Raw genomic sequence first — 13,813 nt, forward strand, 5'->3', positions numbered from 1 at the left:
ACGGTCTTGCTCCCGGGAGTACGCGCTGCAGGCCCCATCCATGGGGCCTCAGCGCTTGACGGGCATCCATGCCCGTCACCTCCCTTCGCAAGCCCTACGCTCGGCCTCCTGAAGTCGCAATCTGCGTCGCCTGAACTATCGCGCACTTAGAAGCAAAAGCCACAGCAACGGCAACGGCAACGGCAACGGCAACGGCAACGGCAACGGCAACGAACCGAGTCTGATCAACGGTCCTTGAACTGTGCCTCACGCTTGGCGATGAATGCGGCCATGCCTTCTTTCTGGTCTTCGGTGGAGAACGCCGCATGGAAGACCCGACGCTCAAAGCGAACCCCCTCGCTGAGGGTGACTTCAAATGCTCGGTTGACGCTCTCCTTGACCATCATGCTCACCGGAATCGACTTGCTGGCAATGGTCGCCGCCACCTTCAGCGCCTCTTCCACCAGCTCTGCCTGCGGCACGATCCGCGCCACCAAACCTGCACGCTCGGCTTCTTCCGCCCCCATCAGGCGGCCGGTCAGGCAAAGCTCCATGGCCTTGGCCTTGCCCACCGCACGCGTCAGGCGCTGGGTACCGCCCATGCCCGGCAGCACGCCCAGGTTGATTTCCGGTTGACCAAATTTGGCATTGTCCGCCGCGAGGATAAAGTCGCACATCATCGCCAACTCACAGCCGCCGCCCAGGGCAAATCCAGACACTGCAGCAATGATCGGCTTACGGCGATTGGCAATACGGTCGGCGTCGCTGAACAGGTCGTCGACGTAGATCTGCGGGTATTGCAGCTCAGCCATTTCCTTGATGTCGGCGCCAGCGGCAAAGGCTTTGGCCGAGCCTGTCAGCACCACGCAGCCGATGTTCGGGTCGCGCTCAAGCTGGTCCAAGGCCTGGTTGATCTCACCGACAATCTGCGCGTTCAGCGCATTGAGCGCCTGCGGCCGGTTGAGGGTGATCAGGCCGACCTTGCCGTGGATGTCCAACAGGATGGTTTCGAATGCCATGCAGTCTGCTCCTTCAAAGATTGCGCGCAATGACCATGCGCTGAATGTCGCTGGTGCCTTCGTAGATCTGGCAAACCCGAACGTCGCGGTAGATCCGCTCCAGCGGGAAGTCACTCAGATAGCCATAACCACCCAGGGTCTGCAAGGCATCCGAACAGACCTTTTCGGCCATTTCCGAGGCGAACAGCTTGGCCATCGACGCTTCCACCAGCGCCGGACGCCCCGCATCACGAAGGGCAGCGGCGTGCAATACCATCTGCCGGGCAACGGAAACTTTCGTTGCCATGTCAGCCAGGCGAAACGCCACGGCCTGGTGCTCGATCAGCGGTTTGCCAAAGCTTTGGCGCTCGTTGGCATAGTCGCGCGCCACTTCGAACGCCGCGCGGGCCATACCCACCGCTTGCGAGGCGATGCCGATACGGCCGCCTTCAAGATTGGCCAGGGCGATCTTATAGCCTTCACCCTCCGCACCCAGCCGGTTGGCCACTGGCACGTGCACATTGTCGAAAACGAGCTGGCAAGTGTCGGAGGCGTGCTGGCCGAGTTTTTCCTCGACCCGCGCTACCTGGTAGCCCGGCGAATCGGTCGGCACGATGAAGGCGCTGATGCCACGCTTGCCAGCCTCCGGGTCGGTGACTGCAAACACGATCACGACGCCGGCGTTCTGCCCCGAGGTAATGAACTGTTTGCTGCCATTGAGCACGTAATGGTCGCCCTCCAGGCGTGCGCGGGTCTTCAGGCTGCTGGCATCGGAGCCAGCCTGCGGCTCGGTCAGGGCGAAAGCACCGAGCATCGCACCTGTCGCCAGCGGGGTGAGGAATTGCTGTTTCTGCTGCTCGTTGCCGAAGCGCAGAATCGGCACGCAACCCACCGAGTTGTGCACGCTCATGATGGTCGAGCAGGCGCCATCACCCGCAGCGATTTCCTCCAGCGCCATGGCATAGGCCACATAACCCGTGTCGCTGCCGCCCCACTGCTCCGGCACCAGCATGCCGAACAGGCCCAGTTCGGCCATTTCGTCGATGGCCTCTTTTGGAAAGCGATGGTCCTTGTCCCATTGCTCGGCAAACGGCTTCAGGCGTTCCTGGGCGAACGCACGTACCGCGTCGGCGATCTGTTGTTGCTCGTCATTTACCAGCATCGTTCACCTCAGTACAGGCATTCAACAGCCATGGCCGTGGCCTCGCCACCGCCGATGCAGATGGCCGCCACACCCCGACGCAGATTGTTCTGGCGCAAGGCCGACAACAGGGTGACCAGAATACGTGCGCCAGAAGCGCCGATCGGGTGACCGAGGGCGCAGGCGCCGCCGTGGATATTGACCTTGTCGTGTGGCAGGTCGAGGTGTTTCATGGCCGCCAGGGTGACCACAGCGAAGGCCTCGTTGATCTCGAACAGGTCGACTTCGGCCAGGTTCCAGCCGGTGCGTTTCATCAGTTTGTCGATCGCGCCGATCGGGGCAGTCGGGAACAGCGCCGGGGTGTCGGCAAAGGCGGCGTGGCCGTGGATGACGGCCAATGCCTTGAGGCCACGTTTGTCGGCCTCGGAGCGGCGCATCAGCACCAGCGCCGCAGCACCGTCGGAAATCGAACTGGCGTTGGCCGCCGTCACGGTGCCGCCTTCACGAAACGCCGGTTTGAGCTGCGCAATCTTGTCCAGGCGTGCCTTGGGCGGCTGCTCGTCATCCTTGATGACGCGCTTTTCCTTGCCCTCGGTGACTTCCACCGGCACGATCTCGGCGGCAAAACGGCCGCTGCTGATGGCTTCCTGCGCTCGGGTCAGCGAGGCGATGGCGAACTGGTCCTGGGCCTCGCGGCTGAAAGAATTGGCCTGGGCACAGTCCTCGGCAAAGGTGCCCATCAGGCGGCCTTTGTCGTAGGCGTCTTCGAGGCCGTCCATGAACATGTGGTCGATGATCTTGCCGTGGCCCATGCGGTAGCCGCCACGGGCTTTGTCCAGCAGGTACGGCGCGTTGGTCATGCTTTCCATGCCACCCGCCACTACCACATCTGCGGTGCCGGCCAGCAGCAGGTCATGGGCCATGATCGCGGCTTGCATACCCGAGCCGCACATCTTGTTCAGGGTGGTGCAGGTGGTGTGCTTGTCCAGCCCAGCGCCTAACGCGGCCTGGCGTGCCGGCGCCTGGCCCTGGCCGGCCGGCAGCACACAGCCGAACAGTACCTGCTCGACACAGGCGGCATCGATGCCGGCACGTTCCACGGCAGCACGAATGGCGGCGCTGCCCAGTTGCGGCGCAGTCAGGCTCTTGAGGTCGCCCTGCAACCCGCCCATGGGCGTGCGCACGGCGCTGACGATTACGATGGGGTCATTGGCGAGGGTCATGTTCGCTCTCCTTACTTGGCAGCCATGCGCAGCGCACCGTCGAGGCGGATGACCTCACCGTTGAGCATGCTGTTCTCGATGATGTGGCGGGCCAGCGCGGCGTATTCCTGCGGGCGGCCCAAGCGGGGCGGGAACGGCACGCCGGCAGCCAGTGAAGCACGTACCTCATCGCTCATGCCGGCCATCATAGGTGTTTCAAAGATGCCCGGCGCGATGGTCATCACGCGGATGCCGAAGCGTGCCAGTTCGCGCGCGGCCGGCAAGGTCAGGCTGGCAATGGCCCCCTTGGAGGCAGCATAGGCGGCTTGGCCAATCTGGCCGTCATAGGCGGCAATGGAGGCCGTGTTGATGATGACCCCTCGCTCGCCGCTCTCATCGGCAGCCCCTTCGGCCATGGCCGCCGCAGCCAGACGCAACAGGTTGAAGCTGCCGATCAGGTTGACGTTGATGACCTTGGCGAAGCTGGCCAGGCCATGCGGGCCCTGCTTGCCCAGCACCTTCTCGGCACCGACGATGCCGGCACAATTGACCAACCCATGCAAGCCGCCAAAGGCGCTGACAGCTGCATCGACAGCCGACTGGGCTGCCTGCTCGTCACTGATATCAGCCACGGCGAAACGGGCGTTGTCGCCCAGCTCGCGGGCCTTGGCTTCGACAGCCTGGGCATTGAGGTCGACCAGCATGACCTTGGCGCCAGCCTCGACCAGCATCTGTGCAGTCGCGGCACCCAGCCCGGAAGCGGCGCCACTGACGATGAAATGTTTATTGGCTATGTGCATGAGTACTTTCCTTTCAGACGCTGGCAGGGGTGGCCTGTTGCGCTTGTTGTTTGGCGACTTCCTGGTTGCGCAGGATGAAGCGTTGCAGCTTGCCGCTCGGGGTCTTGGGCAGCTCGCTGACGAATTCGATTTCCCTGGGGTAGGCATGCGCGTAGAGGCGCTGGCGCACGTGCTGGCGCAAGGTTTCTTCCAGCTCGACGCTGCCGGCGTAGCCGCTGGCCAATACCACGAACGCCTTGATCAGCTCGGTGCGCTCCGGGTCGGGCTTGCCGATCACCGCTGCCTCGATCACCGCCGGGTGCTCGATCAACGCGCTTTCCACATCGAATGGCCCCACCCGGTAACCGGAGGTGGTGATCACGTCGTCGCTACGGCCAACGAAGCTGATGCTGCCATCCGGGTTCAGCTCGACAGTGTCGCCGCTGAGGTAGTACTTGCCGACGAAGGCTTTGGTCGGCAGGCCGTGGTAACCGCCGAACCAGCACAGCGGCGACTGCTCACGGTCAACGGCGAGGATGCCTGGCTGGCCGGCTGGCAGTTCGTTGCCTTGCTCGTCCAGCACCACGATGCGGTGGCCGGGGATGGCATAGCCTGCAGAACCCAGGTGCACCGGGTGCTGCAGGCCATGGTGGTTGCACAGCACCATGCCCAGTTCGGTCTGGCCGTAGTGATCGTGAATGGTCACACCCAGCTCGTCGGCGAACCAGCGGATCACCTCGGGGTTCAGCGGTTCGCCGGCACTGCTGACCACCCGCAGGCGGCCCTTGATCGGTGCCGAGAAATCTTTGCCCGCCGCAATCAGCAAGCGATACGCGGTGGGCGAGCCGGCCAGGTTGGTGATGCCCAGCTTGTCGATCACCCGGGCGCAGCTCTCGACACTGAACGGGCCATCGTAGAACGTAGTGGCATGCCCCAGCGACAATGGGCCGGTAACGGCGTAATACAAGCCGTACGCCCAACCCGGGTCGGCCAGGTTCCAGAAGTTGTCCTCGGGCAGCAGCTCGATGGCATCACGCATGTAGCCCTGAAACGCGACGATCGCACGCAGTGGTACTTCCAGGGGTTTTGCCGGGCCAGTGGTTCCAGAAGTGAACATCAGCAGGAATGGATCGTTGCCTGAGCGCATCACCGGCTCACATACGTCCGCTGCGCGCTCCAGGCATTGCTGGAAGTCCAGCTCACCACTGCGGGCCTTGACAGTGATGATGGTCGGGCAGACGTGCACATCGTCCAGCTTGGCGCGGTTGTGGCTATCGGTGACTATCACTCGGGCATGGGATTGCTCAAGCCGGTGCTCGATGGCCTTGGGGCCGAACGCGGTGAACAAGGGCTGGTAGACCGCCCCGAGGCGCCAGGTAGCGAGTATGGTCACCAACAGTTCGGGGGTGCGCGGCATCAAGCCGGCAACCCGGTCGCCTGCGCCTACCCCCTGCGCCTTTAGCACATTGGCAAACCGGGCAGCCTGCACCTGAAGCTGATCGAAGCTATAGCGCGCGCTGTTACCATCGCGGTCTTCATGAATCAGTGCCAGCTTGCCGTCACCGGCATGGCGGTCACAGCATTCGACACAGGCATTAAGGGCTTCAAGGTTGCCGTGCAATGCCGCCACAACGGCCTGGTCATGGTCAAACGTGCGAGCGGCCTCGGCGTAATCGCGCATCATCGGACTCCTGGTTTCTTGTTTTTGGAGTTGAAGCATCGGTCCGACGATGTTCGCGCCGCTCATGCGCGGCGGCAATGGCCAAAGCTGTCAATCTGGATGACTGGTTTGGCCGCCGCCCATCACCCCTCTGCGCGCTCGGCTGCACGCAGGTAGGACTGGGTGAGCGCTGCGACCAGGCGCTCGATGTCGAGGTCCTGCTGTGCCTGCAGCCGGTGTAGTTGCTGCTCGAAGGCCGCCGGCGCCAAGACAGGACGTTGAGCCTGCAGCTCAAGCGTGCGCCGAGTGTAATCCGCACTGAGGGCATCGAACATTTGGTCATGTTGCTGGCGCAGGTATCGGCGCCAGAACGCGCGCTGGCTCAGGCTATCGGTCAGGCCCTCGATGGTCTGCGCGCGCGTAACCCGCAGAAATGCATCCTCTACCTGGGCCTGTGTCAGCGCGACAGCATCGGGATAGCGCATGGCATATGGCTGGTTGGGCAGCTGCAACCGGCTACGAAGTTGCACCCTGTAAGCCAGCCCCAATGCCAACTGGTCAATATGTTCACTGGCAGCCAGACGCTGCCGGCCATCCTGGTAGGCAATCCCTTCCAGTTGATCCAGCCGGAACAGTTGCCTACCCAGTTCGAGCAACTCTCCCCTGCTTTCAGGGTTGGCTGCGGCGGCTTCTGCCTGCGCCTGCCTCACCGACACTTGCAGTGCACTGAAGTGACTGGCAACGGCGTCCGAACATGACAGTGGCAGGCCGGCCTGCTCAAAGATCCGCCGGCACAGCACCGGGTCACCGTCCAGCGTAGCCAGCAGTGTCCATACGCCGTCAACCAGCGCATCCCGCCCTTCACCCGCTTCGCTGTAGTCCGCTGTCATCTCCAGGCGAGCCAACAACCTGAACAACCCGCTGCTACCCGCTTGCTCCAGCAACCGCAGCCACACGCCCTCCCGCTCGGCCTGAACCGTCGCATCCGTATGGCCTGCCCAACGCGTACGGGCCCTGACCAGGTCAACTGAACCCAACTGCTCAGGGGAGTGCCGGTGCTCTTCGATCACATCGAGTGCATACAACCCTCTTTGCTGCATGACCGACAAGGGGTTGTTTTCTATCAGAATGGCCCGTCGAAATGCATAAGGCATCAGTTGGATCTCGGTGGGCACTTCGCGGAGTTGGTTGTTGCGCAGGTCAGCACGCTCGAGTAGACCACAGAGCTCCAGGCGACGCGGCCAGCTGCCCAGGCGACAATGACGCAGGTTCAGGCTTGTCAGCCGAGAAAGTTGGTGGAAGCTCATGTCCAGCGCTTCCAGCCGGTTATGACTGAGATCAAGATGCGCAAGGTTGGACAAACCATGCAAAACGCCGATCGCCTGGGCATCGAGGCGTATCTCGTTATGCGCCAACCGAAGCGATTGAAGATTCGGTAAATGGGCAATGCCTGTTGGTAGACGCATCAACGCGTTGTTGTTGAGGTTCAGGTGCGTCAGGGCAGTGAAGGGGCGAAGGAAGTCGACCGGTATGTCAGTAATCCGGGTGTCGTTCACGCTCAGCAGGGTAATGCGATGGAAATCGATGTTCGGCGGCAGTGCCGGCAGTGTGCGCAAACTCAAACCGCTCATCGACAAGCGCTGCCCTTGTGTTTGCCCCTCGCCGGCCGAAACAGGCTCGCCCTGCAGTCGCCAGGCTCGCAGGATGCTATCGGCCGTCAACCTGCGGGCGGCGCATCGACCCTCCTGCAACTCGGCACCGACCCAGCGATTCAGGTACAGCACCAGCTGGTCATGTGCTTCCTGCAGTTCTACCAGGCGCTCGAAGACTGGCTGCGGGCCTTGTTGCACACGCGCCAGCTCCACATCGAGCGCGGCCTCGTCCAGGCCAGGATAAAGCGACCGTAGCTGGTCACGAATGATCGCCCGCTCATCTCTGGGTGCAGCGCCAGGGCGGCCACTGAGCGGGTATCCCACGCGCCCATCGTCCATGCGACGCCCTGGATTGAGCCAGGCCTGATCCTCTGGCCAGCCGAGCATGCGCGCGATATCCCAATGGGAAGCGGGTAACCGCGCCAGAAGCTTCTCACGCAGTTGGCTCGCCGCCGCACTGCCCACCAGTTGCATCGCTGCCCGCTGCTCTGATGTCAGTGCGGCAAAAAGCGCCTCGAAGATACATCCCGGCTCGTCAGCAATAAGCACATGTGGCACACCTGACCCGTTGTAGATCAGAAACCTGCCTTCATGCCGGACCACTATTCTTCTTGCCTCGGTTCGCCCGCCGCTACCGAGGCGCCTGATAGACCGCCCATCCAGCCCGCTGTCACGCAAGTCGAGGTCAAGTTGCTCGAGTTCGAAGCTATCCAGCAACGCAAGGGCCAACTCGCCGGTGACATCACTGTACGCTGTGCTCAGATACAATCCCGCCAGCCCCCGGCTCAGGCGAGCCAGACGCAAGAGCGAACGGGCGTTCTTCGCGCACGGCAATGGCAGCCGCCGCTCGACCCGCGCCATTTGGTGCTCAAGCTCGTGCGCTTGGCCGGTTACTTCATTTATGTAGACCGAAGGCAAACCCGGGAAGTCCCGTTTTACCAACATGCTCAGCGGGTCTGCTGCCAGTGACTGTTCTGTCAGGTGAGCAAACAATTGCGGCCGCAACCCGGCCTCATGCACCTGCATCTGCTCCAGTCCGGCGCCCACGCCAGGCCTTGCTTCACACCAGGCCAGCAGCTCACTGTCCGATGGCATCAACGCCTTCAGCCGAACACGCTCGAAAAACCTTTGAATGCGTGCATGCGCCTGGAAGGCGCGCAAGGTTTGGCCAAGGCTCACCGGCGCCCGGCGATTCTCCACGAGAACGCCGCGCAACAAGTCTGCATCGACACCTGCCACCCGCATTATCTGCTCGGCCTGATGCGCGTCGACAGGGGAAAGCTGTGGCCATAATGCATCCAGCATGCGAGCAGGCGCCTGCCAGCTTAAGGGTTGTTCACGCATCAGCTGCCAGCCACGCTCACCGTTGTGCAACACGACCGGCCCGTAGCCACCCTCACTCGCTGCATGCCGCAGGCGATAGGGGCCATCGGCGACGGGCTGGTGCACTTCGAGGGAACGTCCATCGATACGGACCCAGCGGCGGCCCGCCTCGCCACTGCGTTCCTCCTCGAGCAGATCGACAGGGCCCGGCAATGATCGATAATTCCTGGCGTTGAACTGCCACAGCCGACCGCGCCCATTCCCAATGGCTTACTGGCTCCAGGCCCGCGACAAACGCACTGCGCACAAAACTGACACCCGCCACCGTCGCCGCGGTGGCCGCCAATGTTTCGGCGACCCCCAGCAGATGCTGCAGCGCTTCGTGTTGGTGCCCCTTCGACCAATCCCTCATCCCTTCGAACACTTCAGCGCACGTCTGGGCAACCACCTGCCCCAGCAACACGCCCCCCACAGCCGGGATGAAAAGGCCGGCGAGGTTTACCAGGTCCAGACCTGCCGCTTTCCACTCAGCGTGTCTGGCGCTTACCGCCAGGCTATCAGCGTCAGCGGTCGGTACCAGCAGCAACCGGGCATCTTCCTTGACCCGTTGCACTTGCCGAGTCGCCAGTTGCGTGAAAACCCCTCCTCCAGGTGTTTCACCCTCAAGCTCCAGGTCCGGCAGCTTGTCTTTCAGGCGCTTGCCAAGGGTACTGACAAAACCTGCACGGTGCTCAAGGCTGATGAGCTGTGTGAAGAACTGCCAGTAACCCGGATCTTGCAACAACATTGCCACGGTACTGTTCATGGCGGCGGCATTGTCGAAGAACCGCAATGCCTGCCGGGGATCACCAGGCAGGTAAAGCACGATGCCCCGTTCATTTCCCGCCTTGTCTTGCAGGTGAATCAGCAAGCCATCGACCACAGGCCTCCCTATTGCCCTCAACAGCATGGGTTTGCCTTCGAGGCCTTGTTGTCGCCGTTCCTGAGCGGGGTCCACCACCTCACGCAAGGCAAGCTGCACATCGACGCTTATGTTTCCCTGCAAAGCTGCAAGCTCGGTCGCCAGCTTCAACCCCGAACGTTTGTCTTCAGCCAGCACCGCCTGGGTAGCTGGCGGGAAGATCCTTTGCAACGCGTCCTGATAGCGCTGACCAACGTCCAGATTGCGACAGGCCGTAATCAATGCTTCCAGCGATGCATTCAATGGTTTATCGCTGCCTGGCAAAACCAGCCCCGTGCCCTCGTAGTAGCGGGTATTCGCAGCAAAGTTGCGCATCAGCCGCAGTAACCCGTTTTCACGCGCCTGGCTGTACCCGTATGTCTGGTGCAAGGTACCTGGCAGTGTGCCGAAGCGTGGCGCCACCCGCAGCCACTCGAGCTGGGCAAATACCTGCCCGTCCGGCAACGGTGCATCCAGCAACACCGCCAGGTGCTTCTCGGCAAACTGCTGGAGCGGCAGTAACTCAAGTGTCAGGCCACTCAAGCGTGCCTGGCTGGCGTGGTGCGCGTTCAGGCTGGTGCGCAGGGTGTTGATCTGGCCCCTTGACGCGCGTTTGAGCCACTCAGGTAATCGGGCACCGATGAATGGGTCATGGTCAGTCGCATTGATAATCATGGTGGGTTCCACAGCTATTTGACGAAGCCAACCATGTTGTTCAGATGCCGGACCAGGATGCAGAGGGAACGGGTTCGATCGGCGCCTGCTCGGTAAGCCTTCTGGACCCGCGCGGTAATGCACTACGGCGGGAAGCGTTCGCCCTTCAGTGCCCTGCCCCTCGCGCCTGGATCAATGCCCGATAATGCCCCGGGTTGCAGCCGAACCACTTGCGAAATGCCTTATAGAACGAGCTGCTGTCGGCGAACCCCAAACGCTCGGCAAGCTCGCCCATGGCCACGTCTTCCTGGCTGAGCCAGGCGATCGCCAGCTCCCGTCGTACGCTGTCTTTCAAGCCTTGGTAGTTCTGCCCCTCTTCTGCCAGGCGCCGCCGCAGGGTCGATGGCGACAGGCACAGCTGCCGGGCCAGGCGGTCAGCATCGGGCCATTGCTCAGGAGCCAGGCGCAACAGGTCGGTACGGATACGCCGCCCGAGGCTGGCCGGGTCACGGTACTTGACCAGGATATTGCCCGGCGCTTCGGCCAGAAAACGCTGCAGCTCCTCCTCGCTGCGCCGCAGGGGCAAGTCGAGGCATTGCGAAGCAATGATCATGCGTGTGCGTGGACGCTCAAAATGCAGGTTCTCCGAAAACATGACCCGGTAGTCGTCGCAAAAGGGTGGTTCGGCACAACGCAGATCAATGCTCAGAATCGGGATGCGCCGCCCGGCCAGCCAGCAGGCCACCCCATGCACGATCATCCAGAACGTGAAATAGGTGAACGCGCGGCGCGGTTCGTCACGCGGCTCATTGATGACAATTTCGGCCAGGCCTTGCTGGCGCACCAGGCTGGGCTGCATGTCTTGAAGCATAAGCGACAGAAATGCCAGCGAGGTGTCCAGGCCTGCACCCAGGGTTGGTTGGCCCATGCTGGCACGGCACATGAATGCCAGGCTGCCACTGCGCAGACCGCGCGGGTCCATCGCGAAAAACTCGTCGTTGCAGCGCCGGGCCAGCAAGCGCCACAGGCGGGCATAGGACTCGGCACTGACCCTTGCCTCTGGCAGGTGCAATTGTTCAACGGCGATACCCGCCCTGGCCAGCAACCCGCTGTCAGGCTCACCGGCAGGGCAGGTCTGCAACAGCGCTTCGCGCACCAGCTGCATGGAAATGGTGTCTTTGTCGCTCATCGACGGTCCTGTCGGCTGATTGCCGGCCATATTAGGGTCTGTATGAAAAGCCTTGAGACGAAGGTCAGGCAAGGCGAAAACAGCCGAGGAAGCGGAGTTTACGGGTTGTAAATGAGCATTCCGAGGCTGTTTTCAACGCAGCATCACCGAGTATCAAGGCTTTTCATACAGAGCCTAGGGTGCCCCGCAGCAAACAGCCATCATAGCCCCGCTGCCAGGCTCAGGAATGCCTGAATCAGGCGCAGTTCGCGACGGCGCTCCAGGCAGCCGATCACGTGTTGGTTGACAAGGCCCTCGCCGGCCAAGGGTCGTGCTACCACACGGGGATCATTGGCCACTTCAGTGGAAGAAACCACGCCAATACCCAGCTGCGAGGCCACTGCCTCGGTTACCGCCTCCCGGCTGTCCAGCTCCAGCAATACACGCGGTTGCACGCCCGCCTTGATGCAGGCCTTGTCGAAGGTGCGCCGGGTGGTGGAGCTGGGTTCGCGCAGCACCATGATCTGCTGGTGCAGCTCGGCCAACGGCAAGTCCTCCCGCTCGCTGGCCCAGGCGTGCCCCACGGGTAACAACGCACACAGGCGCGACTCACAGAGATTTTGCAGGTGCAGCCCTTTGCGCGGCTCGATTTCGGTCAGCACTGCCACGTCGGCATGCTCGCCGAGCAGCGCAGCCAACGTCTCCTGTGCATTGCCCAGACGCAAGTTGACGGTGACGCCAGGGTACCGCTCACGCAGCAGCGCCAGCATCGGCATGACCCGGTGCGGGCCGTCGGCGGCTACCTCCAGGCGCCCGGTCAGCAACTGGCGGTTGGCCTCGAGCATGGCCTGCGCTTCTTCAGCCAGGCCGAACATGGCGCGCGTGATGGCCGCCAGGCGCGTGCCCTCTTCGGTCAGTTCCACGCGCCGTGCAGTACGCCGCAGCAAGGTGATCTGGTAGTGCTCCTCCAGAGCCTTGACGTGCCCGGTCACCGCCGGCTGGCTGATGAAGAGGCGCTCGGCAGCACGGGTAAAGCTGCCCTCACGGGCCACGGCGTCGAAGGCGCGTAGCTGGAACAGGTTCATATTTATCGGCCTGACTTATAGCTGAGATAACAACAAACAATTTGATTGATGACAGCGCGAATTGCAACCTAGGCCTCGTAGTTTCAGCCCACCGCTTGTGAGGAATAACGGAATGAGCAACGCCCCGATTCTGCTGACCCCAGGTCCCCTGACCACATCAATCCGCACCCGCCAAGCCATGCTGGTGGACTGGGGCTCTTGGGACCGTGACTTCAACCAATTGACTGCCAGCGTCTGCGAACAACTGCTGGCCATCATCGACGGCGCCAGCAGCCACCACTGCGTGCCCCTGCAAGGCAGCGGCACCTTCGCCGTGGAAGCGGCCATCGGCACCTTGGTGCCACGCGATGGCAAGGTTCTGGTACTGATCAACGGCGCGTACGGCCAGCGCCTGGCAAAGATCTGCAAAGTGCTGGGCCGCACCTACAGCACCTTCGAAACGGCCGAAGACCAGCCGACCACGGCCGCCGACGTCGACCGGCTGCTGGCCGAAGACTCGGCCATCACCCATGTGGCGCTGATCCACTGTGAAACCAGCACCGGCATCCTGAACCCGCTGCCCGAAATCGCCCAGGTGATCAAACACCATGGCAAGCGCCTGATCATCGATGCCATGAGCTCGTTCGGTGCGCTGCCGATCGATGCCCGCGAAATCCCCTTCGAAGCGCTGATCGCAGCCTCCGGCAAGTGCCTGGAAGGCGTACCCGGCATGGGCTTCGTCTTCGCCGAAAAAAACGCCCTGGTGGCCGCCGAAGGCAATGCCCACTCGCTGGCCATGGACCTGCACGACCAGCACGCCTACATGGCCAAGACCGGGCAATGGCGCTTCACCCCGCCTACCCACGTGGTCGCGGCCCTGCACGAAGCACTGCAGCAATACAACGAGGAAGGTGGCCTTCCGGCCCGCCACCAGCGCTACGCAGACAACTGCAAGACGCTGCTCGACGGCATGGCAGCCATCGGCCTGCGCAGTTTCCTGCCCGCCGAGATCCAGGCGCCAATCATCGTCACCTTCCACGCCCCCACCGATGCCCGCTACCAGTTCAAGGACTTCTACGAGCGGGTCAAGGCCAAGGGTTTCATTCTCTACCCGGGCAAGTTGACCCAGGTCGAAACCTTCCGCGTCGGCTGCATCGGCGTGGTCGGGGCGGACGGCATGCAGGCCGCCGTGAATGCCGTGGCCGAAGTGCTGCGGGAAATGGAAGTGCTGGACATCTGACGCTTTGCCCACC

8 protein-coding genes and 1 pseudogene are annotated in these 13,813 nt (G+C 62.5%); 1 reads left to right on the top strand and 8 read right to left on the bottom strand.

Annotation, left to right across the window (positions count from 1 at the left end; translation table 11 throughout):
• Positions 1-224: 224 nt before the first annotated feature.
• The 8 genes and pseudogenes from ACK59Z_RS23370 to ACK59Z_RS23405 form a co-directional block, all read right to left on the bottom strand.
• Positions 225-998, bottom strand: a complete 774-nt coding sequence (locus tag ACK59Z_RS23370) for an enoyl-CoA hydratase (protein ID WP_003250095.1) — start codon at positions 996-998, stop codon at positions 225-227.
• Positions 999-1,011: 13 nt separating this feature from the next.
• Positions 1,012-2,139, bottom strand: coding sequence for an acyl-CoA dehydrogenase (locus ACK59Z_RS23375; RefSeq protein WP_409293734.1), 1,128 nt, complete (start codon positions 2,137-2,139; stop codon positions 1,012-1,014).
• An 8-nt stretch (positions 2,140-2,147) separates the two neighbouring features.
• Positions 2,148-3,341: an acetyl-CoA C-acyltransferase gene (locus ACK59Z_RS23380; RefSeq protein WP_409293736.1), complete on the bottom strand. Its 1,194-nt coding sequence runs from the start codon at positions 3,339-3,341 to the stop codon at positions 2,148-2,150.
• Between the two features lie 11 nt (positions 3,342-3,352).
• The gene (locus ACK59Z_RS23385) at positions 3,353-4,120 is read right to left on the bottom strand and encodes an SDR family NAD(P)-dependent oxidoreductase (RefSeq protein WP_108190956.1); all 768 of its coding nucleotides are present in this window, start codon (positions 4,118-4,120) and stop codon (positions 3,353-3,355) included.
• A gap of 13 nt (positions 4,121-4,133) precedes the next feature.
• Positions 4,134-5,780, bottom strand: a complete 1,647-nt coding sequence (locus ACK59Z_RS23390) for an acyl-CoA synthetase (RefSeq protein ID WP_180689546.1) — start codon at positions 5,778-5,780, stop codon at positions 4,134-4,136.
• A 122-nt stretch (positions 5,781-5,902) separates the two neighbouring features.
• Positions 5,903-10,349, bottom strand: a pseudogene (locus ACK59Z_RS23395) (NEL-type E3 ubiquitin ligase domain-containing protein).
• Positions 10,350-10,494: 145 nt separating this feature from the next.
• Positions 10,495-11,517 carry an AraC family transcriptional regulator gene (locus ACK59Z_RS23400; protein ID WP_108190958.1) on the bottom strand — a complete coding sequence of 341 codons (1,023 nt, stop codon included), beginning with the start codon at positions 11,515-11,517 and terminating at the stop codon, positions 10,495-10,497.
• 200 nt (positions 11,518-11,717) lie between these two features.
• A complete protein-coding gene (locus tag ACK59Z_RS23405; protein WP_003250081.1) occupies positions 11,718-12,581 on the bottom strand; it encodes a LysR substrate-binding domain-containing protein in 864 nt (287 codons plus the stop codon).
• Positions 12,582-12,693: 112 nt separating this feature from the next.
• Between ACK59Z_RS23405 and ACK59Z_RS23410 the strand changes: the two genes are divergently transcribed.
• Positions 12,694-13,800 carry a 2-aminoethylphosphonate--pyruvate transaminase gene (locus ACK59Z_RS23410; protein WP_003250079.1) on the top strand — a complete coding sequence of 369 codons (1,107 nt, stop codon included), beginning with the start codon at positions 12,694-12,696 and terminating at the stop codon, positions 13,798-13,800.
• Positions 13,801-13,813 lie beyond the last annotated feature (13 nt).

Origin of the sequence: Pseudomonas sp. KCJK9058, from assembly GCF_046230975.1 — a bacterium.
Classification (GTDB): domain Bacteria; phylum Pseudomonadota; class Gammaproteobacteria; order Pseudomonadales; family Pseudomonadaceae; genus Aquipseudomonas; species Aquipseudomonas alloputida.

Excerpts from the sequence above, each read along its gene's own strand:
- ACK59Z_RS23375 (WP_409293734.1), bottom strand. The coding sequence starts at position 2,139 with ATGCTGGTAAATGACGAGCAACAACAGATCGCCGACGCGGTACGTGCG.
- ACK59Z_RS23405 (WP_003250081.1), bottom strand. The coding sequence starts at position 12,581 with ATGAACCTGTTCCAGCTACGCGCCTTCGACGCCGTGGCCCGTGAGGGC.
- ACK59Z_RS23400 (WP_108190958.1), bottom strand. The coding sequence starts at position 11,517 with ATGAGCGACAAAGACACCATTTCCATGCAGCTGGTGCGCGAAGCGCTG.
- ACK59Z_RS23385 (WP_108190956.1), bottom strand. The coding sequence starts at position 4,120 with ATGCACATAGCCAATAAACATTTCATCGTCAGTGGCGCCGCTTCCGGG.
- ACK59Z_RS23370 (WP_003250095.1), bottom strand. The coding sequence starts at position 998 with ATGGCATTCGAAACCATCCTGTTGGACATCCACGGCAAGGTCGGCCTG.
- ACK59Z_RS23410 (WP_003250079.1), top strand. The coding sequence starts at position 12,694 with ATGAGCAACGCCCCGATTCTGCTGACCCCAGGTCCCCTGACCACATCA.
- ACK59Z_RS23380 (WP_409293736.1), bottom strand. The coding sequence starts at position 3,341 with ATGACCCTCGCCAATGACCCCATCGTAATCGTCAGCGCCGTGCGCACG.
- ACK59Z_RS23390 (WP_180689546.1), bottom strand. The coding sequence starts at position 5,780 with ATGCGCGATTACGCCGAGGCCGCTCGCACGTTTGACCATGACCAGGCC.